The sequence below is a fragment of the Flavobacterium sp. ZT3R18 genome (genome assembly GCF_007097385.1).
Lineage (GTDB): Bacteria > Bacteroidota > Bacteroidia > Flavobacteriales > Flavobacteriaceae > Flavobacterium.
In genome coordinates, this window is the sequence record NZ_VJZS01000001.1 from 519,717 (window position 1) to 543,894 (window position 24,178).

The 24,178-nt window shown below is 37.0% G+C and carries 21 protein-coding genes; 18 read left to right on the top strand and 3 right to left on the bottom strand.

All coding sequences use genetic code 11. The annotated features are described in order from the left end of the window. Positions 1-11: 11 nt before the first annotated feature. Positions 12-776: a DUF5995 family protein gene (locus FNW52_RS02265; RefSeq protein ID WP_143375793.1), complete on the bottom strand. Its 765-nt coding sequence runs from the start codon at positions 774-776 to the stop codon at positions 12-14. 232 nt (positions 777-1,008) lie between these two features. Between FNW52_RS02265 and FNW52_RS02270 the strand changes: the two genes are divergently transcribed. The 18 genes from FNW52_RS02270 to FNW52_RS02360 all read left to right on the top strand — a co-directional run bounded on the left by FNW52_RS02270 (position 1,009) and on the right by FNW52_RS02360 (position 19,517). Beyond that, positions 1,009-1,338, top strand: a complete 330-nt coding sequence (locus tag FNW52_RS02270; RefSeq protein ID WP_143375794.1) for a winged helix-turn-helix domain-containing protein — start codon at positions 1,009-1,011, stop codon at positions 1,336-1,338. Next, positions 1,335-2,084 (top strand): sulfite exporter TauE/SafE family protein, encoded by a 750-nt coding sequence (locus FNW52_RS02275; RefSeq protein WP_143375795.1) that lies wholly within the window; start codon positions 1,335-1,337, stop codon positions 2,082-2,084. The genes FNW52_RS02270 and FNW52_RS02275 overlap by 4 nt, the downstream gene beginning before the upstream one ends. A gap of 28 nt (positions 2,085-2,112) precedes the next feature. Then, positions 2,113-2,703 (top strand): molybdenum cofactor guanylyltransferase, encoded by a 591-nt coding sequence (locus FNW52_RS02280; protein ID WP_143375796.1) that lies wholly within the window; start codon positions 2,113-2,115, stop codon positions 2,701-2,703. Further along, the gene (locus tag FNW52_RS02285; RefSeq protein ID WP_185965896.1) at positions 2,700-2,942 is read left to right on the top strand and encodes a MoaD/ThiS family protein; all 243 of its coding nucleotides are present in this window, start codon (positions 2,700-2,702) and stop codon (positions 2,940-2,942) included. Before FNW52_RS02280 ends, FNW52_RS02285 begins: the two co-directional genes overlap by 4 nt. Positions 2,943-3,222: 280 nt before the next feature. After that, positions 3,223-4,290 (top strand): ThiF family adenylyltransferase, encoded by a 1,068-nt coding sequence (locus FNW52_RS02290; RefSeq protein ID WP_143375798.1) that lies wholly within the window; start codon positions 3,223-3,225, stop codon positions 4,288-4,290. 57 nt (positions 4,291-4,347) lie between these two features. Continuing rightward, on the top strand, positions 4,348-4,794 hold the full coding sequence (locus FNW52_RS02295; RefSeq protein ID WP_143375799.1) for a molybdenum cofactor biosynthesis protein MoaE: 447 nt from the start codon (positions 4,348-4,350) through the stop codon (positions 4,792-4,794). Between the two features lie 14 nt (positions 4,795-4,808). Beyond that, a complete protein-coding gene (gene rhuM / locus FNW52_RS02300) occupies positions 4,809-5,816 on the top strand; it encodes a RhuM family protein (protein ID WP_143375800.1) in 1,008 nt (335 codons plus the stop codon). Between the two features lie 14 nt (positions 5,817-5,830). Beyond that, positions 5,831-6,745 (top strand): bifunctional molybdenum cofactor biosynthesis protein MoaC/MoaB, encoded by a 915-nt coding sequence (moaCB, locus tag FNW52_RS02305; RefSeq protein ID WP_143375801.1) that lies wholly within the window; start codon positions 5,831-5,833, stop codon positions 6,743-6,745. Beyond that, complete coding sequence (gene moaA / locus FNW52_RS02310; RefSeq protein ID WP_143375802.1) at positions 6,735-7,742, top strand: GTP 3',8-cyclase MoaA; 1,008 nt, start codon at positions 6,735-6,737, stop codon at positions 7,740-7,742. The genes moaCB and moaA overlap by 11 nt, the downstream gene beginning before the upstream one ends. A 675-nt stretch (positions 7,743-8,417) precedes the next feature. Further along, a complete protein-coding gene (locus tag FNW52_RS02320) occupies positions 8,418-9,893 on the top strand; it encodes a nitrate/nitrite transporter (protein ID WP_143375803.1) in 1,476 nt (491 codons plus the stop codon). A 171-nt stretch (positions 9,894-10,064) separates the two neighbouring features. Then, the gene (locus FNW52_RS02325) at positions 10,065-11,657 is read left to right on the top strand and encodes a magnesium transporter MgtE N-terminal domain-containing protein (RefSeq protein ID WP_143375804.1); all 1,593 of its coding nucleotides are present in this window, start codon (positions 10,065-10,067) and stop codon (positions 11,655-11,657) included. A 175-nt stretch (positions 11,658-11,832) separates the two neighbouring features. Then, on the top strand, positions 11,833-12,882 hold the full coding sequence (locus FNW52_RS02330) for an MFS transporter (protein ID WP_143375805.1): 1,050 nt from the start codon (positions 11,833-11,835) through the stop codon (positions 12,880-12,882). A gap of 377 nt (positions 12,883-13,259) precedes the next feature. Continuing rightward, entirely contained in the window at positions 13,260-15,476 is a 2,217-nt protein-coding gene (locus FNW52_RS02335) for a molybdopterin oxidoreductase family protein (RefSeq protein WP_143375806.1), read from the top strand. A 16-nt stretch (positions 15,477-15,492) separates the two neighbouring features. After that, entirely contained in the window at positions 15,493-16,062 is a 570-nt protein-coding gene (locus tag FNW52_RS02340) for a 4Fe-4S dicluster domain-containing protein (protein ID WP_143375807.1), read from the top strand. Positions 16,063-16,071: 9 nt separating this feature from the next. After that, positions 16,072-16,587, top strand: a complete 516-nt coding sequence (locus FNW52_RS02345) for a Rieske (2Fe-2S) protein (RefSeq protein ID WP_143375808.1) — start codon at positions 16,072-16,074, stop codon at positions 16,585-16,587. Between the two features lie 124 nt (positions 16,588-16,711). Further along, the gene (locus FNW52_RS02350; RefSeq protein WP_143375809.1) at positions 16,712-16,960 is read left to right on the top strand and encodes a DUF6755 family protein; all 249 of its coding nucleotides are present in this window, start codon (positions 16,712-16,714) and stop codon (positions 16,958-16,960) included. A gap of 373 nt (positions 16,961-17,333) precedes the next feature. Further along, positions 17,334-17,936 carry a GNAT family N-acetyltransferase gene (locus FNW52_RS02355; RefSeq protein WP_143375810.1) on the top strand — a complete coding sequence of 201 codons (603 nt, stop codon included), beginning with the start codon at positions 17,334-17,336 and terminating at the stop codon, positions 17,934-17,936. A 54-nt stretch (positions 17,937-17,990) separates the two neighbouring features. After that, complete coding sequence (locus FNW52_RS02360) at positions 17,991-19,517, top strand: glycosyltransferase family 39 protein (protein ID WP_143375811.1); 1,527 nt, start codon at positions 17,991-17,993, stop codon at positions 19,515-19,517. Positions 19,518-19,614: 97 nt separating this feature from the next. On the opposite strand, the gene FNW52_RS02365 is transcribed toward FNW52_RS02360, so the two are convergent. Further along, positions 19,615-22,434, bottom strand: a complete 2,820-nt coding sequence (locus tag FNW52_RS02365; protein WP_143375812.1) for a VIT domain-containing protein — start codon at positions 22,432-22,434, stop codon at positions 19,615-19,617. A 115-nt stretch (positions 22,435-22,549) separates the two neighbouring features. Further along, positions 22,550-23,707, bottom strand: coding sequence for a serine protease (locus FNW52_RS02370; RefSeq protein WP_143375813.1), 1,158 nt, complete (start codon positions 23,705-23,707; stop codon positions 22,550-22,552). Positions 23,708-24,178 lie beyond the last annotated feature (471 nt).

A 24,178-nucleotide genomic window follows, 5' to 3' on the forward strand; every position in this document is an offset into this window, starting at 1 on the left:
CAAGCCTGTTTTTATTCAATTTTCCCTAAATCGATTATCTTTTGGGAAACAGTTCCTTTTTCAAATAAGCGAATGAATTTGAAAACACCACTAACTAAATACCCCGGATTTGAAATTAATCGGGCGATTTGGGTTATTTTAATATCTCTTTCTTGTATCGTGGCTTCCCTTTGATTTTCTGGTAGCACCACAAATTCGTTGGCAAATTTCCACGCTCCATCTCTTGCGGTTTTCATGCTAAAGTCAATAAAGAAATTGTCTATTTTGCCTGATAATTTTAGTATGATAGTCAGCGTCGGCCAAATTTTGATTAAGCATTTTTCGACACTTCCTACCAGATTGCTAAGAATGGTGTTGATTTGATCGAAATCGGATTTTAAGGTCTCGATATTTTCTACGGTACTGACTTGGGCAGAAGCTATTCCTAGATCTAAATTCACATGGGCATTGATTCCAAGTAACAAATGTTGCACAACTATGGGCCAATAGGTTTCGGCTTTTTGAAAAGAAAATCCCCAGCACTCTGATGGCTTTTGCTTTACTTTGTATTGATAATAGGCATTCAAATACCGATTGGCAAAAATGACATCCAGTTTTTCCATTCTAGCTCCGTCCTGAAACGAACCATTATCGATGCCTTCTTTTATCTTTAGCGTTACTTCACGGTATAATGTGGTAAATAAACCGATGGCGCTTTGTTCTTGTTTTGATGATTCTATTATTTCATCCAAAAACTGAATGACTTCGTCTATGGTAGTGGCTTGTTTTATATTCATTTAAAGGTGGTTATGGTTAAATAGGGAGAGCGAATATAATTGTTTTTTATTTTTTAAGCGAATTTTTTTGGAGTAATTATCTTGCTATTGTCTTGTTTTTAATAATTAAAGGTAGCAAGTGTGTCAATAGCCATTTTTTTTATAACAAAAAATGTACTGCTAGGTTGTTTTTTTGTTTTTAGGAAACAATCATTTCGTTATATTTGTAAAAGTATAACGAAAAAGAGGAGCTTTGAAAATCAAGAGTAAAATTTGGATCGAAACCGATGAAGGAATCCTCATTAGTGAGGGGCGTATTCAATTGCTAAAGTTAATTGAGTCCACGGGTTCGCTCAATAAAGCCGCCAAGGAAATGAATATTTCATACCAAAAAGCATGGAAATTGATCGATGCTTCGAATAAAGCTTCCAAAGAGCCTTTGATAGCGACACAAGTGGGAGGGAATAAAGGAGGAGGAACCGTTTTGACACCCTACGGTAAATCCCTTATCGAATCTTTTGATGCCATCAATATTGCTTGTTGGGAATTTCTGGACCAGCAACTTAAAAAACATTCCTTATGAACGTAGAATATTTATTAGACATGCCTTTATTATTGCTTTTGTTTCCCATTGTGGCTTTTTTGTATGCCAGTGTGGGTCACGGTGGTGCCAGTGGATATCTTGCTTTGATGAGTGCTTTTGCATTCCCGATGACGTTTATGAAGCCTACGGCTTTGGTGTTGAATATCTTGGTTTCGGGGATTTCTTTTTATTTTTATTATAGGAAGAAAAACTTTAAATGGAATCTCTTTTATCCTTTTGCACTCACATCTATTCCTTTTTCATTTTTGGGAGGCTATCTAAAGATTGATGTTTTTTATTATAAAATAATTCTGGCCACTGTTTTGGTCTTTGCGGTAATGCGTTTGTTGGGCCTTTTTGGCAAAGAAAAAGAAAATTTAAAATCCATCAATGTTCCGATGGCATTGGCATTTGGAGCAGTAATTGGTTTTTTGTCAGGCTTGTTAGGTATTGGTGGAGGGATTGTTTTGAGTCCCGTTTTATTATTGATGGGTTGGGCGACGATGAAACAAACAGCTGCTATATCGGCATTGTTTATTTTGGTCAATTCAATATCCGGACTTTTTGGTTTTGTTTCCCAAGGCGGAAGTTTGCCAGCATCTTCGGGAATGTTAATTGGATTGGTTTTTATGGGAGGATTATTTGGCGCCTATTACGGAAGTACCAAATTCAATTCGAAGGGATTGCGTTATGTTTTATCTGTTGTTATTGGAATCGCCATTTTTAAATTATATACAACAGCATAGCCCCCTAACCCCCTGAAGGGGGAATGGAATGGGAATTATAAACGGGAACATGAAAAATGAAATTACAGGAATAATTTTGGCAGGCGGAAAAAGCCAACGTATGGGAACCGACAAAGGATTATTGGATTTGGAGGGGCAGCCATTCATAAAACACATTTGCGACGCTTTGCAACCCCTTGTAGGATCAAACATTTTGATTGTGTCTGCTAATAAAGATTATGATCTTTTAGGCTTTTCCAGAGTGGAAGATAGTATTGAAAATAAAGGTCCGGTTGGTGGACTTTACACTGCTTTGAATGAATCTAAAACTAAAATAAATTTGGTTTTGAGTGTGGATGTGCCGATGGTTTCGACTGAATTATTAGAATGGCTGCTAAAAAGCCATGATAAAACGTTTATGGTTACCCAAACGAAAAACGAAGGCAAAGCAAATCCGCTCATTGGCGTTTACGATCGCTCGATGGGAACTGTTTTTGGGGAGCATTTGGCTGGAAACCAGTTGAAATTGCAACAGGTAATTGAGAATGTCATGCATCAAACTATTGAAGTTCCCGAAAAATGGAAGGATCAGGTTCAGAATATAAATACACAAGAAGAATATCAAAATTTAATCAAATGACCATAACGTTAAAATATTTTGGTTTACTCGCCGATATTACGCAATTGAAAGAGGAACAATTCACTGTCGAACAAGAGACGATTTCGGTTTCGACTTTAAAATCTAAAATCGAAACACAATACCAAACGATGCAAAATACAACCTACACCATTGCGGTTAATCAAGCGATGAGCGGATTGCAAACAACCGTAAAAGATCAAGATGTAATTGCTTTTCTGCCACCGTTTGCGGGAGGATGAGGAATTTTAGATTGCAGATTTAAGATTTAAGATTTTGGATTAACGATTTTTGATTTTAGATGGAATCTGAATTGACGAAATTAGGATGTGTTCAAATTCTCAAAATGAAAATTGGTATGAATTTCTCTTTGAATTGCCTCAAGCTTTAGCTGGAGCAAAAGAAATGAATGTCAAATTGGCTTTAGCCAAAAAGAAAAACTAATATGAGCTTGTACTACTTATACCTGCACTGAGCGAAGTCGAAGTGTGGTTGAAAAAACTTTCAATGTTTTAAAATAAAATGAGAAACAAAACACGCTATTCCAGACAAATGACACTCCCGGAAATAGGAGAAACAGGTCAGCAAAAATTACTCGATGCTCGTGTTCTAGTAATTGGTGCTGGTGGTTTGGGCTGTCCTGTTTTACAAAATTTGGCAGCAGCAGGAGTTGGGAACATTGGGATTGTAGATGGAGATGTGGTGGATGAAACCAATTTGCACAGACAATTACTGTACACATTAAAAGACTGCGGAAACAGCAAGGCCGAAACAGCGAAGAAAGCCGTTTTGGAACTCAATCCCGAGGTTAATGTGACGGTTTTTCCAGAATTTTTCACGGCTCAAAATGCGACTCGAATTGTTGAAGGATACCAAATCATTGTCGATTGTACGGATGCCATTGCCGTTCGTTATTTGATTAATGATGTGGCTGTGGCCAAAAGAATTCCGGTAGTCTATGCTTCGATTCATAAATTTGAAGGTCAGGTTTCGGTATTTAATTATAAAAATGGGCCCAGTTACCGTTGCTTGTTTCCCGAACAGGAGGGATTAAATGTAGTTCCCAATTGCGCCGTTTCTGGAGTTTTGGGTGTTTTGCCCAATACCATTGGAACGTTACAAGCCACCGAAGTGCTCAAAATAATACTCGGAATTGGGGAAGTGCTGTCGGGAAAATTGTTGCTGTATGACGGACTGCATTTTCAAACGCAAGTGATTGATTTTGCAAAGAATCCCAAAGCTGTTGAAAAAGGATTTATAAATGGAAGTTTGCTTTTGAACAGTAAAAAAACTGTAGAAGACTTAACTCCCGAATCGTTTTTACAAAAATGCAATCAATTAGGAATTGTTGTTATTGACGTTCGAGAATTGGGAGAAACACCGGAGTTTAAAAGGAATAATGTTATTCGAATTCCTTTGAGCGGATTAGAAGATTACAGCAAGAAATTGAATAAAAATCAAGAAATCGTTTTGTTTTGTCAAACGGGTCAACGCAGTCAAGCAGCTATGAATTATTTGAAAAAATCAGGGTTTGTTGGTGTTTTTCATTTAGGAAAAGGCATTGAATCTTTGAAAAATCAATTGCAATAACAATGTCAATAACAATTTCAATAACAATTTTAAAAAACAAAAAAATATACAATACTCATGTCAACAGAGAAACCCAAAAAAAGTTCCTTTATTCAGGGACAGATAACAGCCGAATTCATTGGTAATTCAATTGCCAAACATCAAAGTAAAACTACGATTGGCGCCCACAATATTTTTCTGGGGCAGGTTCGCGCCGATGTGATTGAAGGAAAAACAGTCGCCGCCATTGAATATACGGCTTACGAGGAAATGGCAGAGCAAACGTTCTGTGAAATTCGGGAAGCGGCTTTCGCCAAATATGAGCTTTCGTGTTTGCACATTTACCATAGTTTGGGAACGGTAAAAACGGGCGAAATCTGTCTGTTTGTTTTTGTTTCGGCACCAAGACGAAAAGTGGTTTACGAAGCTTTGGAGTTTTTGGTGGAAGAAATAAAAGAAAAAACCGCCGTTTTTGGAAAAGAAATTTTTGAAGACGAAAGTTATACTTGGAAAAAAAACACATAAAAGTTAATAAGCTTATGAGTAATGGGGAAATACTGATATATCAAAATCAAGAAGGGAGCATCAAAATTGATGTTCGGCTTGAAGAAGAAACCGTTTGGTTGACACAAGCACAAATAGCTTTGCTTTTTGCTAAAGGGAGAACGACAATAACAGAGCACATTCAAAATGTTTTTAATGAAGGTGAATTGGATGAAAAAGTGGTATGTCGGGAATTCCGACTCACCAGTCCGCACGGTGCTATTGAAGGAAAGACACAGGAAAAAGATGTGAAACATTACAATCTGGACGTTATTATTTCTGTCGGATATAGGGTCAAATCCCAGCAAGGAACGCAATTCCGTATTTGGGCAACACAACGATTGAAGGAATACATTGTGAAAGGTTTTGCTTTGAATGATGATCGTTTCAAAACAGGTAATTCGATGAATTATTTCACTGAGTTACAAGAACGCATAAGAGAGATACGATTATCGGAACGCTTTTTCTACCAAAAGATTAAAGATATTTATACCACAAGTATAGATTATAATCCAAAAGATGAAAAGACTATTGAGTTCTTCAAGATAGTGCAAAATAAGTTGCTTTGGGCGATATCTCAAAATACAGCGGCAGAGTTGGTTTACAGACGAGTTGATGCTTCTTTGCCTCTTTTGGGAATGCAATCATTAGATAAAAAAGATATTGCTAAAATTAAAAAGACAGATGTAAGCGTAGCTAAAAATTATCTCGACGAAAATGAAATAAAGTTACTAGGTTTATTAGTGGAGCAATATTTAGCATTTGCCGAAACTATGGCGCAACAGCAAATGCCAATGTATATGAAAGATTGGACAGAACGATTGGACAGCATATTGCAACTCAATGGAAGAGAACTTTTGACACATGCGGGAAAAATAAGTCACGATATGGCTATTGAAAAATCAAATGCTGAATTTGAAAAATACAAGGTAACAAAAACTGCAATTGAAAAAGAACAGAGTTTAAAAGAAATTGAAGCAGACATCAAAAGGTTAAAAAAATAAATCATAAAGTTAAAATGGTAGACATCACTCATAAAATAATCACACAACGTACCGCTACTGCACAGGCAATCGTAAAAGTAGGTTCGCCAGCAACGATGCAGGCTATTTTAAACAAAACCGTTCCAAAAGGCGATGTGTTGGAAGTAGCACGAACAGCGGGTTTGTTTGCTGTCAAAAACACTTGGAACTCCATTCCGGATTGTCATCCAATGCCAATTGAATTCACTGGAATTGAATACGAAATGGGGGTAGATTCAGTGTTGATTAAGGTAACTGTAAAAGCCATTTACAGAACAGGCGTTGAGGTCGAAGCCATGCACGGCGCTTCTATAGTTGCCCTAACGATGTACGACATGCTAAAACCCATTGACAAGCAAGTCGAAATTTCGACCATAAAATTACTCCACAAAAAAGGCGGAAAATCCGATTACGGAAATAAAGAAGTTCAGGATTTATCTGTGGCGGTCATGGTTTGTTCCGATAGTGTTTCCAGCGGAAAGAAAGAAGACCGAGCAGGAAAAGTAATCTCGGATAAAGTCAAGAATCTGGGGTTAGAAGTTTCAAATTATATCATTATTCCAGATGAGGTTTTAGACATTCAAAACACCATAAACAGCTTGTGTACCCAAGAAACCGATTTGGTTATCATCACTGGCGGAACAGGTTTGTCCAATCGTGATGTCACTCCCGAAGCCGTTATCCCAATGCTTGACCGACGCATTCCGGGTATTGAGGAAGCCATTCGCTCGTACGGGCAAGACAGAACTCCCTATGCAATGTTGTCCAGAAGTGTGGTAGGGTTCAAGGGGAATACCCTGATTATGGCCTTGCCAGGTTCCACAGCTGGAGCCAGTGAATCTATGGATGCGGTATTTCCTTCCATATTGCATTTATTCAAAATATTAAATGGTTTCAACCATGGAAAATAAAATCAATCCAATGCAGGACAACCACGGCAGAGCGCACAATTACCTCCGCATTTCGATTACAGAACATTGTAATTTGAGATGCACTTATTGTATGCCAGCCGAGGGGATTGTGCTTACCCCAAGAGCGCATCTGATGACTGCAGACGAGATTGTTACCATCGCCCAAACTTTCGTAAAACTGGGCGTGACCAAAATAAGATTGACCGGTGGAGAGCCTTTGGTACGGAAAGATGCCAAAACCATTATAGAACAATTAGGAAAACTCGGTGTCGAACTGACATTGACCACCAACGGAATCTTGGTACACGAATTCATAGATACGTTCAAAGAAGCTGGAATTACCACTTTGAACGTGAGTATAGACAGTTTACAAAAAGACAAATTCAACCAAATTACCCGTCGTAATTATTTTGAAAAACTAATTGAAAATCTAGATTTATTGGAGGTAAATGGGTTTCAGGTAAAACTAAATGTTGTCGTTATCAAAGGTTTTAATGACAACGAAATCATCGATTTTATAGAGATGACCAAAGACCGAAACATTCAGATTCGGTTTATAGAGTTCATGCCTTTTGACGGCAATCAATGGAACAAAGAAAAACTGGTGAGTTACGCCGAAATCCTTTCGCAGGTCAATGCTTTTTATAGCGAACAAAAGGTAGAACGCACCCAAGACAAGCCGAACGACACGGCCAAAAATCACAAAATAGAATCCTACAAAGGCAGTTTCTCGGTGATCAGTTCGGTGACCAATCCTTTTTGCAGCAGCTGCAACCGCATCCGTTTAACAGCCGACGGAAAACTGAAAAACTGTTTGTTTTCCAATTCAGAAACTTCATTGCTCGATACGCTACGAGCCGGAGAATCGATAGAACCGCTCATCTTTCAAAATATAAAATCCAAACATGCCATGCGCGGTGGAATGGACGATGATGCCAAGTTTCAAAATCCGGCATTGTTTTCTCAAAACAGAAGCATGATTAAGATTGGAGGATAGGTTTAGTATGACAAAAGAAAATTAAATATACGCCCCGATATTGTCATTCAGCGACTCTTCGGAATCTCCGATTGGGATTTGCTTATCGCACCAAATTGGGGACTCAAAAAGACCCAAATCCAACATTATATCGACTCTGCAATCGAAAACAGGGGCGTCATCCAAGGTTCCCAGTACAACAATATATAGAAAACCACAAGCTGATCCATAATATTGTCTTCCCACAAACTTGTCCTTAGGAGGTGGAGTTTTTATTCTAAAAAAACAATATGAAATGGCGTTTTTATTAGTTTAGAAAAAACGTCAATGGTAGGAACGAGGAGTCTCTGCAATACTATTCTGCAATAGTTTTTTTTGCGAGAAGCACTTTTACTGTAGTTTTAATGGGCTATATTTACGTTATAATTTGTAAAATAAGTTTGACTAAAGATTTTTGTCGAATTAATAGTAGCTACAAACAGAACTGACAACACCCATTGGCTCAAAAGGCATTACTATTTTACGGACAAGCATAAAATTAAATGGTTCATTTTTTACTTATTTTACCCAAATGATAAATATCATATTTTAATTTTTATTTACACATTAATTTTACATCAAAGAATAAAAGACTATTATATCTCTTTTGAATCTAAGGAAATAAGTGAACTGAATTTATAAATGAACATTTAGAATATGAGCAATTTATCTCAATCCCACAAAATTTTATTTCTAAATACCTTAGCCTTTTCGGTATGTTTTGCTTGTTGGACTTTAAACGGTGTTTTGGTTACTTTTCTGGTTGACAAAGGAATTTTTAATTGGTCTGTGGTTGAGGTAGGATGGTTACTCGGAATTCCTATTTTGTCAGGAGCCATTTTTAGATTGCCAATCGGGATTTTAACTGATAAGTATGGAGGGAAAATAATTTTTTCAACTTTATTAGTATTGTGTTCTATTCCTCTTTTTTTATTGCCGCTGGCCAATTCGTTTTGGAGTTTTGCGGTATTGAGTTTTCTTTTCGGATTAGTAGGAACCAGTTTTGCCGTGGGTATAGGGTACACTTCGGTTTGGTATCCCCAAAATTGGCAAGGAAGGGCTTTGGGTATTTTCGGAATGGGAAATGCAGGTGCTGCCATCACCACTTTTGTGGCACCCACTTTATTGAATAATTTCTCCAAAAATGATCCTATTAATGGTTGGAAAATGTTGCCCATTACCTATGCCGTTGTATTGGTTATAATAGGTGTCATCTTCATCGTATTTGCTAAAAATAAAAAGCCTCTTGGGGATTCCAAAAATATCAAAACACTATTGATACCGTTAAAATCAGTTAGGGTATGGCGTTTTGGGGCGTACTACTTTTTGGTATTTGGTTGTTTCGTCGCCTATTCGCAATGGTTGTTGCCCAACTTTATGAATGTATATCAAACCTCTCTTGTGATGGGTGGAATGTTTGCCACCATGTTTAGTTTGCCATCGGGAATCATTAGAGCTTTTGGAGGCTATTTGTCGGATAAATTTGGTGCTCGGAAAGTGATGTATTGGGTATTGGGATCCTCTATTGTCATCAGCTTTTTATTGATGTTTCCAAAAATGGAAATCCTTACCGCAGGGCCTGGTGTTTTAGCCGCAAAATCGGGTGTGGTTACCGAAATATCAGCCGTTGAAATAAAAATAGACGGGAAAGTACAAAACGTAAATACCAAAGAGGTTTCTGAAAAAGAAGTAAAATCGATTCTTCCCGTTAAAAAATCATGGCAGGAAATTGTGGTACAGCAAAACCAAGAGGTAAAAAAGAAAGAACTTTTAGCCAAAGGAATTACGCAAATCAAGTTTGAGGCCAATATGTGGGTGTACTTGGTGTTGGTTATCCTTATCGGGATTTCTTGGGGTATAGGTAAGGCGGCCGTTTTCAAACACATACCGGAATATTTTCCAAATGAAGTGGGTGTTGTAGGCGGAATGGTCGGATTGATAGGCGGATTGGGTGGTTTCGTAGGGCCAATTATCTTTGGGTATCTTCTGAACTCCACCGGACTTTGGACGAGTTCTTGGATCTTCATTTTTGTGATTTCCATTCTTTGTCTGCTTTGGATGCATCGTACGATTATCAAAATCTTAAGAATCAAATCACCGACTTTTACAAAAGACATCGAGCATAATCATTGAGGAAGTGATTAGCTGTTAGCCGTTAGTGATTAGTTGCGATACGTGATTTATGACTGAAAACGGCTCAGCATTTTCAGAACTTAACATTAGAAAAAAAATAAAAAGCAATTTGTGATGCTTAAAGCTAATTACCAATCACTAATTACTATTCACATAATAAATAAACATAATATGAAAACTTGGCTAGACAAATGGGAACCGGAAAATGAAGAATTCTGGGAAAACACAGGGAGTAAAATTGCTTGGAAAACGTTAACAATTACAACACTATCATTGATTTTGTCGTTTGCCTCTTGGTTTATGATGAGTGTGATTGCGGTTAAATTACCGGGTCTTGGTTTTCCGTTTTCAAAAGATCAACTGTTTTGGTTGGTGGCCATACCTGGTTTGGCGGCCGGTTTTTTAAGAATCATACACACGTTTATATTGCCAATTTTTGGGACACGACACGTGGTGGCATGGGCTACTTTGATTAAATTGATTCCAGTTATCGGAATTGGTTTTGCGGTGATGGATGTCAATACTCCTTTTTGGGTATTTGCGATTTTGGCTTTTACTTGTGGTTTTGGTGGAGGGGATTTCTCCTCTTATATGCCAAGTACCAGTTTGTTTTTCCCGAAAAGACTCAAAGGAACCGCTTTGGGAATACAGGCGGGGATTGGGAATTTTGGGGTCTCTCTAGCACAGTTTGTGACACCATTGATCATCAGTGTGAGTATTTATGGAGCGGCATCGGTTTTTACCAGTATTGACCCGAAAGAAACGCTTACTGTTTTTCAAAATTCAACCATTGAAAAACAACAAGAAGTATTTGCGGCATTAGACGCCGAAGTGCAAACTAAAATACTATCGAATGTAAAAAAACCGGTATTGGATTCGGTTAAAGCGGCTACTCAAGCTACCGATAATGCAGTTATTTTTGCAGCATTGCCCTTAAAAGCAAAATCGAAAGCCATTGCCAATGCCAATCCAAAGTTGGCTGAGAAAATATTAAACAAAATCAGTCCAGACAATACGGCGGTAAAAAACAAAGAGATCTACATCCAATCAGCAGCTTTTTGGTACATTCCTTTCCTTTTGATTTTGTCTATTATCAGTTGGTTTTACCTAAGAAGTATCCCGATGCAAGCTTCAATAAAAGAGCAGATGGATATTTTTAAAAACAAACACACCTGGTATTGCACCATTACCTATGTGATGACTTTCGGGACATTCGCAGGTATGTCAGCTGCTTTTCCGTTGATGATTAAATTTTTATATGGAGATTTTCCTAATGCTCCAGATCCATTAGTGTATGCTTTTTATGGACCCCTTATTGGTTCTGCCAGCAGAATCGCTTTTGGTTTTGTGGCCGATAAAGTGGGAGGTGCTATATTGACGACTATTACCGGAATCGGAATTTTGACAGGAGCCATTATCTTAGTGACTCAAGGATTGGTTGCGCCTACAAGTATGGATCAGTTTCCGCTTTTTGTGGGAGTGATTTTGGCTATGTTCTTCTTTACGGGAGTTGGTAACGCAGGTACTTTTAGACAATATCCTATCATTTTTGCCGAGAATCAACGTCAGGCAGCAGGTGTAATTGGTTGGACTGCCGCCATTGCCGCATTTGGACCGTTTATCTTTTCTAAATTAATAGGAAACAATATTTCGGCTAATGGTACTGTAAATCAATTTTTTATTGGCTTGATTGTTTTCACTATCTTAGCTACAGTTATCAACTGGTGGTTTTACAACCGCAAGGGATGTGAGAAACCGAGTTAAAATATTTTTGATTGAAGATTTTTGATTAACGATTTTTGATTTCAGATGTGCGAGACTCGTAAAATTGATGAATTTTTATTCACTAGCACGAAATCTGAATTCAATCCCGATAGCTATCGGGACGTTAATCTTAAATCAAAAATCTCTTAATTTATTTGTTATTAACGCATAAAACATGAAAAACAAAACCTATAACACCAAAGCCTTACTGATTGCAACGGGACTCTCCATTTTTATGATTGCTCTTGTGTTTTTTGGTTCCAGAAAATTGCAAAATTTTGACGCGGCACTGGTTACTTATTTATTCGGGACCGTGTTTGCCTTCTTCGGGATTGTGTACCGCTATTCGGTTTGGTTACAAAGACCACCTACTTGGATTTATTTCAAACGTGGAATTACATATTTGGTAACGGGAAAAGTGTTCTCGCATTTTTGGTTTGCCACGAAAGAGACCGTAGAGAATATCGCTTTTCAGAAATTTATTTATCCGAGGGGAAAATACCGTTGGGTGGCGCATTTTATGATAGCGGTGGGATGTACTTCGGCATTTTTGATTACTATTCCGCTTACTTTTGGTTGGATTCATTTTGCGATGGCTCCCAATACCATTTCGGTATATGAGGCTTACTTTTTTGGTTTTAAAGTGATGGATTTCGAACTGGGTTCTATAATCGCTTTTTTGACTTTCCATGCTTTGAACTGGTCTTCGTACTTGGTGATTTTTGGATCTCTATATTATTTGAGAAGACGTTTGACGAATCCGGGATTGATTGCTACGCAATCTTTTGAGGGCGATTTGTTGCCGCTTATTTTGTTGATTGCCATTTCGGTAACGGGATTGGGATTGACGTATTCGTACCAATTCATGAAAGGATTTGCCTTTGATTTCTTGGCGGTATTACACGCCGTTACGGTAATTATGTTTTTGATTTGGATTCCGTTTGGAAAGTTTTTTCATATTATTCAGCGTCCAGCCCAAATTGGAGCGCATATTTACAAGAAACAAGGAATGAAAATGGGAATGGCAGTTTGCCCGCACACAGGAGAAGAGTTTGCCACTAAATTACATATTCAGGATTTGAAAACCGTAACGGAACAATTGGGTTTCAATTTTACTCACGAAGACGGAACGTCACATTTGGATTTGAGCCCTGAGGGGAAAAGATCACGACTGGCACAAGCGCATTTGAAAGCTAGGCTGGCAGGCGGGAATTTGTTTGGATAATTTAGAAGTTAGAGGTTAGAATTTAGAAAAAAGAGAATAGAAAAAAGAGAATAGAAAATAGAAAAAAGAGGTTAGAAAGCAGATTTTAGATTTCAGAAAGCAGATTGAAAGACGGAGGAATGATGTTGAAAGAACAAAATGTTTCATTGAATACTGATGTTGATTACTACTGCGTTGCGTGAGGGATAGCAGCTAGCTACCGAAGTAGCGCGTATAGCCCGACCCCGTTGAGGAAAGGGGCTTTGTAAGCGGTGCTATAAGTAAGCCCCTTTTCTCAACGGGGGCACGCCCAGAGGAGGAAGATTGCAGATTTTAGAATTAGGATTTTAGATTTTTGAAAATGAAAACAGACAACATACAACTGTAAAAAATATAAAATGGCAAAATTACCAGTAGCAGAGGAGAATATAATTAAACATTTTGGTCCCACTCTTAATTATGCGCCAAAGGATGGATATGAAGGACGGGATGAACCAGACGAAGCTGTAAAAACACATTGTTGTTTTTGCGGAATGCAATGTGGGATTCAATTGTTGGTAAAAAACAATAAAGTGGTTGGTTTCGAGCCTTGGATGGAATTTCCTTTTAATGAAGGGAGACTGTGTCCAAAAGGGGTGCAACGCTATTTGCAAAACAACCATCCAGATCGACTTTTATCTCCATTAAAAAGCGTTCCGGGGCAAGGATTTGTGCCTGTCTCTTGGGACGATGCGATGGGTAAAACGATTTCGGAAATCAAACGCATCCAGGAAAAATACGGGAATGATGCGTTCTCTATGTTATCGGGGGTTTCATTGACCAATGAGAAAAGTTACCTTGTTGGGAAGTTTGCCCGTGTGGCTCTAAAAACCAAAAATCTGGATTACAACGGGCGTTTGTGTATGGTGAGTGCGGGTGCGGGTAACAAGAAAGCGTTTGGATTGGACAGGGCTTCGAATAATTATTCGGATCTGGAATATGCCGAAGTGATTATTGTGGCCGGTGCCAATATTAGCGAAACATTTCCAACGCTGACACACTGGATCTGGAAAGCCCGTGATCGCGGTGCCAAAATTATAGTGATTGACCCAAGGATGATTCCACTGGCGCGAACTGCGGACATTCATTTGGATGTGAGACCGGGAACTGACTCGGCCTTATATGGTGCGATGCTAAAATACTTGGTGGATCACGATATGCTGGATCACGATTTTATTGACAATTATACTTCTGGTTTTCAGGAAACCATAGATGCCGTAAAAGACTATACGCTAGAATGGGCAGAGGAAGTGACGGGAATCGATAAATATAAAATACAAGAAGCCGCCGAGTTATGGGGCAAAGCCAAAACAAGTTTCTTGCTTCACGCCCGTGGAATAGAACACCACTCGAAAGGGGTGGATAATGTTTTGGGATGTATCAACTTGGTACTCGCAACAGGAAGAATTGGTAGGCCTTATTGTGGTTACGGAACCATTACCGGTCAAGGAAACGGTCAAGGCGGTAGAGAGCACGGACACAAATGCGACCAATTGCCCGGAAACAGAGACATCGAAAATCCGGAACACCGTAAGTATATTTCGGAAGTTTGGGGAATCAACGAGAAAGATATGCCCGGAAAAGGCCTTTCGGCTTACGAAATCATCGAAGCCATTCATCGTGGAGAAATAAAAGGATTGATATCAATTTGTTTCAACCCGTTGGTGTCTTTGCCTAATAGCAACTACGTTCGGGAAGCTCTAGAAAAACTGGAATATTATGTTTGTATTGACTTTTTCCTGAACGAAACGGCTCGTCATGCCGACATCGTGTTGGCGGGTTCTTTGCAGGAAGAAGAGGAAGGAACTACGACATCGGCAGAAGGAAGAGTAATCCGTATTCGTCAGGCGGTAACGCCTCCGGGAGACGCAAGAACAGATACTTCCATAATTCTCGAATTGGCCAAACGTCTGGGTGTTGAAGATAAATTTACCTACGAAAATAGTGAAGCCATTTTTAATGAATTGCGTGTAGCTTCCAAAGGCGGAACGGCTGATTACAACGGAATCACCTACAAACGAATTGAGGAGAATATGGGAATTTTTTGGCCTTGCCCAACCGAAGATCATCCCGGGACACCGCGATTGTGGGAAGACAAAAAATTTAAAACCCCTGATGGGAAAGCGCATTTTAATCCTGCACCGTACAAGCTTCCGGGCGAAATAACCGATGCGGATTATCCTGTGATTTTGACAACCGGACGTGTGGTGTCTCAATATTTGAGCGGTACGCAAACCCGTAGAATAGGGAAGTTAGTCGACCAGTATCCAGAGCCATTATTGGAAATTCATCCTAAATTGGCGCAACAATACGGAATCAAACAAAGAGAATTGATAAAAGTTTCAACCCGACGAGGAGAAGGAGTTTTTCCTGCGAATATTGTTGAAACCATTCGGGAGGACACCGTTTTTATTCCGTACCATTGGTCTGGTAAAAAATCGGCCAATCAATTAACGCCGGGAACATTAGATCCAATCTCAAAAATACCTGAATTTAAGGTATGTGCTTGTCATTTAGAACCGCTTAAGGAAATTGCGGGGCCTTCCAAAGAATCAACAGCGTATGCAAGCGTTTAATCTATAAAAAAGGAATATGAATTACACCAGTTTCAATAAAAACGAGGAATTTTTTGTAGATATGCAACGCTGTATTGGCTGTAAAGCCTGTGAAATGGCTTGCGCCGAATGTGAAACCAACGGTCAGGAAACCTTAATTCACGTGAATTATGTTGACCGCGCTTCAACGATTCAAACTACCGTTCAGGTGTGTATGCACTGTGATGATCCCGTTTGTGCCAATGTGTGTCCCGCCGATGCCATATCTAAAGACGAAAATGGAATCGTACATACCGCCAATACAGAAAGATGTATTGGTTGTTCCAACTGTGTGATGGCCTGCCCTTTTGGCGTACCCAAAAAAGAAGAATCGTACGATTTAATGATGAAATGTACGATGTGCTACGACAGAACCAGCATCGGAAAAAAACCAATGTGTGCCACTGTTTGTCCAAGTGGTGCTTTGTTTTTCGGCTCCAGAGCCGAAATCGAAGAAATGCGTCCGAACAGCACGCCTGTCAACACCTTTATATTTGGGAAAGAAATTGTCAATACCAAAGTCAATATTATGATGCCAAAAGGAAGTACGGAATTAAAAATTTATTAAACGAATCCCATGTCAAAAGAAGATAATTTAAATAAAAATTGGAAGAAAGACTTTCCAATTCTCAAGCAGCAAGCGACCAATGTAAGTCGCCGTGATTTTGCCAAATTCCTCACGCTCGTTTCTGGGGGATTAATGGTAGGTAGTGGTCTTGTGGCCGCCAAAGCGTATTTACTTCCCAAAGAAGAAGTGCAAGGCGATCATTTTGTATGCAAAAAGGATGAGGTACCTGTAGGCGGAACTCGTGCTTTTGTGATCGAGGGTAGTACCATACCGTATATTTTAATTCATTTGGAGAGCGGGGACTTCAAAGCATACGAGCAAAAATGCACCCACTTGTCGTGTTCCGTATTTTACAAACCTGGCACTGGGATCATTCATTGCCCTTGTCATGAAGGATCATTTGATGCCAAAACGGGAGATGTTTTGGGAGGCCCGCCACCAAGAGCCTTGCCAAGCCTAGAGGTATTTTTCAAGGAAAACGACATCTATGTAAAAGCGTCTCAGCACGAAGAACAGGCAGTGTAGAAAAGTTGTCAGTTATGAGTAAAACACATCATTTTTAGTTTCATTCCGATAACTCACAATTCACAACTCACAACCGAAAACTGATAACCGAAAACTGATAACCGAAAACCGAAAACTAAAAAATATGAGCACCTTTAGAACCAGTCAAAATCAAGCAAATCCCAACAAGTTGAACAACATCCTTTCGACTTTAATTTTTATATTAATTTTGAATGTAACCATACAGATCTGGTTGTTGTATGCCTCGTTGAACAATGCTTTAGAAAACAATCGCGAAATATTGATACCAGCTTTTATCGCCTCATTGATCCTGTTTCTAATAGGATTTTCGTGGTTGTATTATTTGCCAACAGGCAATAAAAGGCAACAATAATAGTAACAGCCAATAACTCCTTATGATCAATCCCAGTTTAGCGACTGGGATTTTTTTTAGAAAAGACTCATTTGGGAGTGCTAGCAGTAATAAAAATGGCTACTCACGCTGCTTATTCGCCCTTTTATTACTGCTGTCGAGCTATCTGCGCTACTTCGGTAACTAGCTTCAAATTTCGAGGAACAAGGACACGAGGGTATTAGCCGAATTGGTAAAGGAATCCCCGCAAGCAATTCTACCATATTGTCTTTTTGCAAGAAGTTATTTTGTTGTAGTTTTAATCTGCTATATTTACGCTCTAATTAATAAAAATCGGTTCATCTAATTTTTTTGATGTACTAACATTAGCGGTAAGCTTAATATATAAAAAGATATGAAAGGCAATTGGATCGATCATCCCATAATTTTAGAAGGTAATGAAGTAGAGCTGCTTCCTTTAGAGGCAGCACATTTAGATGACTTATTTCTAGCAGCTTCTAATAAAGAAATCTGGGAGCTAACATCCGTAGATTATTCAGTTAAGGAAATTTTTTATCCTAATTTTAACAATGCCTTGAATGAAAGGGATAGCGGAAATGTTTATCCTTTTGTAATAATTCATAAATATTCAAACACGATTATAGGAACTACAAGATTGCTTGAAATATGTCCCAATGATAAAAAACTTGAAATTGGAGTTACTTGGATTATGAAAGAATTTTGGGGAACAACCGTAAACCTAGAATGTAAATTATTATTGCTAAACTACTGTTTTGAAACTTTAGAAGCCAATAGAGTTCAGTTTAGGGCAAAAGATAATAATCTACGTTCAAGAAGAGCAATTGAAAAGATTGGAGGCGTATTTGAAGGAATTTTAAGGAAAGATAAAATTGAGCCAAATGGAGTACCGAGAAACACTGCTTTTTACAGTATTTTGAATAATGAATGGGAAAAAGCAAAGGAGAGTATAGAACAACAAATTGCAATAAAAGTTTGATTTAAAGGTTTTATACGAACGGGTATTAGCGATAATTTTAAGAGATAACACTTTATGACAAAAAAGACATTACTACTATTAGGGTTCATTATATTAAAATTTGTTTTGCAATATTCATTAATAAGTACCGATTACGACTTGCAGCGAGATGAATATTTACACCTTGACCAAGCGCATCATTTGGATTGGGGTTATTTGTCTGTTCCGCCTTTCACCTCTTGGATTTCTTATGTTATTTATCTTTTGGGGAATTCGATTTTTTGGGTTAAATTTTTTCCAGCCTTGTTTGGCGCTTTGACCATTGTGGTAGTATGGAAAGCCATTGAAGAATTAAAAGGAAATTTGTTCGCCTTAGTTTTGGGGGCAACTTGTGTATTCTTTTCTGCGCTTTTAAGGCTAAACACTTTATATCAACCCAATTCTTTTGATGTTTTTTGTTGGACAACCTTTTATTTTATTCTAATCAAATACATCAATACCGAAAATAAAAAATGGCTCTTCATTGGCGCAATCGTATTTGTCTTTGGTTTTCTAAATAAGTACAACATCGGTTTTCTAATTATTGGTTTGATACCCGCTCTTGTATTGACCGACCAGCGTAAAATATTTGGTCAACCCAAATTGTATGCTGCCCTTGTTCTAGGATTGTTATTAATTACACCAAACCTTTTATGGCAATATAATAACAACTTCCCAGTGATTCATCATTTAAAGGAGTTAGCCGATACGCAATTGGTTTATGTGGATAGATTCGGGTTTTTAAAATCACAATTGCTTTTTTTTATTGGTTCTTTTTTTGTTATTGTATCGGGATGGTTAGCCTTATTGTTGTACAAACCGTTCCAAAAATACAAATTGTTCTTTTGGACCATTATTTTTACACTTGTAGTCTTTATGTATTTTAAAGCCAAAGATTATTATGCTATTGGACTTTATCCTATTTATATTTCCTTTGGATCCGTTTATCTGGCGAACCAATTAAAAGAGGGATGGAAAAGATATTTGCAGCCTGTTTTAATTGTACTGCCAATTCTACTTTTTATTCCGATGTACAATGCTTTTTTTCCAAACAAAAGTCCAGAATACATAGTGAATCATGCTAAACCGTATCAGAAATTCGGCTTGCTTCGATGGGAAGATGGTAAAGATCATTTATTGCCACAAGATTTTGCCGATATGTTGGGTTGGAAAGAATTGGCTATGAAAGTTGATTCGGTTTGTGCAACAATACCCGATCTTGAACATACTTTAATCCTTTGTGATAATTATGGGCAAGCAGGAGCTATCAATTATTACACCAACAATAGAAAAGTGGTTGCGAGTTCCTTTAATGCGGATTATATTGATTGGCTTCCATTAGACATGAAAATTAAAAATGTCGTTTTAGTAAAAGAAGAAGGTGATGATGACCCAGAACGAAAAGTTGAAAAACCATTATTTAATACTGTTTATTTAGCTGGGAAGCGAAGCAATAAATATTCCAGAGAGCCGGAGATTACAATTTATGTATTAAAAGGGGCCAAAGTTGATATCAACAAAAGAATAAAAGAAGAAATGGAAGAGAAGAAAAATTATAAATAATTTTTTTTTAAACCAATTGCTTAAGTCTTGAGTTTAGGGAAATTTTTTTAAAAAAAATACCGAAGCGTTAATCTTCGGTATTTTTATATGCTTTTTTCTAAAACTCAAATTCTCCAATCAGAATTTTGCTGTCGTTTTCACGCTTATTTTCTTTCTGACTCTGGAAAACAGCAATTTTGCGTTCTTGCCTTCCATCAGAATAATAGAGATACACTTCCGCCATCACAGTTGTTGGTCCAGAAAGGATATTCTGTCTCTCACCGAAAAAATTGGTTTTAATTGTATATTTTCCTTTGATGGCTTTTTTTAGTAAAAACTGTTCAGGACCAAAACCTTGAGTGAAATCGTTACTTAATCTGCCTCCGATTTCGGTAGATTTATGAGAGTATGAACAGTCTTCTCCTCTCGGATCTGTAACCCAAAGGTCTATATCTGTATTGTCTTTATTCCAGTTGATTACAACTCGGATGTCTATCGGGAGATTTGCTTTTAGACGATCATCTATTTTGCTTGCATCAACATTTTTGTTTTGGATCAAAATATTATTGATTTCCATAATCAAAATTTCTTCAATGCCATTGTCTCTCACAGAAATCTCATCGGTATATTCCTGATAAAGCATGGATTTATAGACATTAAGAGCTTCTTGAGGTTTTTTATTATCAATCAAAGCCAATGCATAATCTCTGTGGCTTTGAGAATCGAACGGTCTCCATTCTAGAATTTTTTGGGTAATCCACAATTCTTTTTCATAATTACCTCTCTGTTTTAGCAGATAATATATCGTTTTGTATAATTCTTCATTTTCCAGATCAAGCTCTGCTAATGTACTTAAAACTTTTAAAGAAAGCGCTTTATCTCCTTTTTTGAATAGTAATTTAGACACATCAAAATAATAAGTAACCTGCTTTTCATATTTTGGACGATTTTCAAGATATTTCTGGTAAATCAATTCAGCTGTCTGCAACGCCTGAAAATCTTTCATATATTCTTCGTTGCTTTCTACATCTACCAAAGTTATTTTACCTTTCGGTTTCATAGATGCAACAATGTTATTTTCGGCAACACTTTCCGCGCCAGTTTTCCGGTCACTAATAACAACAGACTCTGCTAATTGGTTTTCTCTAACCGACTGATTAGAAATTGTAGGATATTGCTTTTTCTCGACGGGTTTAAATTCTGTATTCCACCAAGTTATCAGTTCACGAGTTATATCAAAAGATTTGGATAGAAGATTTTTTCTTTTTTCTAAAATTTCCTTTTTATTTTGCGAAACGATTTTATTGTATTCTGATAATAATTCCTGAGGTGGTGTAATTCCGTAACGCACATAATCATTAATGTCATCCAGTACAATAAGGCTGGTATTTTTACTTACCACCACAAACTGTTCGCTCAAATTTTTGATTTCATCGCGATTTTGAGTTGAATTAAGTTCAAGATCATTAATTTTTCTTTGTGCCCAAAATTGTGCAATTGGCCATTTATCTACTTGCACAGCGGTATTAAAATCTATAGGCACTTCATATTTCTTATTCCCTACAGAAAAAAGAGCGGTAAGTTTACCCAAATTTGGAGATGAAATTCCAAATATATTCACTGGCTCATTTACTACAGTTCCAACATTTGGAAACAACTCCTGAATAGTCGTATTTTCTTTAAATCCTAAAAATTTAACAGGCAGTTTGTTATATGCTTTTAGTGCAGATTGAGTGTCTAATTCATTAAGATTGATAAAATTCCCTCCAGATTGTGATGCTAAAAGTTTAAGCAGGTTAAAATCTGAAGTAGGTGTACTTACTATACTGTTTAGTGGTTTTTTGAATTTTAAAGTTAAATCGCCAAAACTTGAAATTCCGTCGGAAAATAAAAGATATTCTTCTATTTCTGGAATTTCTTTTAATGCACCAAAGTCGGTTCCCCCATCGTATTTCAAGTTAATAATTTTATTTTTTAATGCACTCCAGTTTCCTCCGGAAACAGTAAATTCTTCTGCTTTTTCTAGAATATTATTTAAAAGAACAAAAGTTACTGAAATATCTTTGTTGCTGGAAAAAAAGGCATTAAGAAAGTCAAGTTCTTTTTCAAGGTTTCTCTTTGATCCGCTGAAAGAATTATCCCAAATAATGGCAATTTTCTGAGATTTTGGCTTTTCTTTTACAGGGAAATCCATCGAAACACTGGCAGCAAAATAAAATTTGTCACCAGAAGCTTTCTGTAGCAGCACATTTGAAGACTGGTTTACTTTTGGGATTGTTATTTTAAGACTTTCGCTTGGTGTAAAATTTTCTTTACTAATCTCAGCAACCCATTGATTTCCTTGTTTCTGAAAAGCAAAACTTCCATCTGGATTTTCCGTAATTTTAGGAGTTGTCAGACTCTCATTAATCAACACTTTTAGATTAAATTTTGGAATACTGACTGCATTGGCAAAACTTAAAAAATAGAGATATTCTGAAGCGAAGTTTTTTAGTTCCTGATGATAGGTAATCTTAATGGTTCGGCTACCTTTCACCGGAATCGGATAAATTCTTGTTCTGAAATTATTTCCAGCTACTTTTTCAATAATACCTGGATCAATATTTCTTTTTTCAAGACTTTCAAATACTTCTTTAGCTCGTTCTTTGGGAACAGGAACTGCATCTCTTAATTTCCCGTTGATATCTAAAGCATAGCCACTTATACTTACTCCTTCAGGTAACGGAATGGTAAGTTTACCCTCTAAAATTCTGTTGCTAGGATTGTAAAATGTGTAAATGGCTGTTGTTGTGGCAAGATTGCCTAAAATCTGGGTGTCAATTTTTACTTCTTGCAGGATTACTAGATTTTTTTTCTGATTTTCTATATCCAGAGTTGGAATCTGAGAAAAAACGGCATTAAAAACCATTAACGCACCTATTGTGAAAATTTTGTTCATATTAAAAAAGCGATTTTTTATTTGATTACGAAGAAGAAAAACTAAAAAATTAATAAGTAAAGGTTTATTTTAAAACATTTACTAAGGGTTTTTAGAGTTTTAAGATAACTTCTAATTAAAAATTGTGAATATGCTTGGCAACAATTCCAAAATTAAAACCCTGTACCTGATCTACTCCGCTAAAATTGACTGCAATCAGTTGGCCACATTCATTAAATACCGGTGCACCGCTAGCGCCATGTGTAGAAGTGATACTGTATTGAATTTTATTACCGTCTGATTCTTTACTTATTTTACCATCATAAAGTTGCACTTTAATACCTGAATCTGTCTTTGCCAAATCCATTCCCAAAGGATAGCCTATCATTATCGCTTTTTGGCCGGGATTTAAAGAGGCATCATCCTCAACTGCATTGTCAAGATTGATGATGTTTGCAACACTTTCTGGGGTTGTATGATCTGTTAGTTGTACAATGCCTAAATCAATATTGGTATCTTCTGAAATTTTTTCGATCTCGCAACTAAGCCATTGTTCATCCGAATCATGAAGTGCTACCTCAATATCTACCGTTTTTACATACACTTCAATATCTTCCCTCGATACGTATTCTTTAACCGGAATAGATGCTGCAATATCTGTTGCTACTTTGGATGTATCTACTTCGGTATCATTTGAGCTGATAAATTCTTCACCAGCTGGTTCTTCTCTTCTTTCTTCATTTCCTTCTTCATTTCCTTCTTCATAATCACCTTCGCCTTCGCCTTCATTTTCGTCATACGCCGAAGCAATTTTCCAGTTTCTTTCAATAAAACTTTCGTACTCATCTTCAGAAACATCAGTAGTAAGAATTGAAGCAATTTTCATTCTTAGATTTCTTATAGTTGTATTTGTTTTTTCATCTTCTTCATTTGATGACTTCCATGGTTGCAAAACATGACTGTTGGTCAATATTTTCCCGTCTTTATCTACAAAAAAACCAGTTCCGTAAACAGTTTCTTCTTTGGCATCCTCAGTAGTAAGCTGAATTTCTTTTCCCTTAATTTTTGCAAAATAACCATACCTATGTTTTATAAGTACAACTGCGTCTTTGTATTCGTTGTAGACTTTGGTATCTGAATCTAAGCAAACATTAGTAGGTTGCGTTTTAAAATATTTAAACCCAAAAAAAGTTGCTGTAGAGAGAATGATTAAAGTAATGAGAATGATTTTGTAAGGATTTTTATTATTGATATCATGTAGATCTTTGTTGGTTCCGATTTTTCTAATTTTCATCTGTAAATAAGTAGTTTTTAAAAAGATTGATTCTAAAGCGTCAATTCACAAAATTATTGACTTCTGCTGTTAATAATATTTCAAAGGTAGTAATTTATTCACTAAATAGTATAGGTGCAATATCACATTATTCTTTTTTTTGCCAATGAAGCTTTAACTCAAATCGCATCAGTAACGTTTGATAATGTTAAGTCGTTACTCATTGAAAATAATATAGAAAAGAAGGAGTGTTGTTGGTTTAAAAGTATAGAGTCGAAAAATTATTTTTTAAAACTCTGTAGGTAAAATTATCTCCGTTTTTCATTCTGCTTTGAATCCAATTTGGTATATTCAAATATGACAATCCGTTAAGCAGACCATGATTGATTTTCTTGACAGAGATTTCACAAATTAATCTGTGAAATCTGTGTCAAATAAAAACATTCAAGTTTTTACATTTATTGAACAATTCGTGTAATAATCTTATTGGTA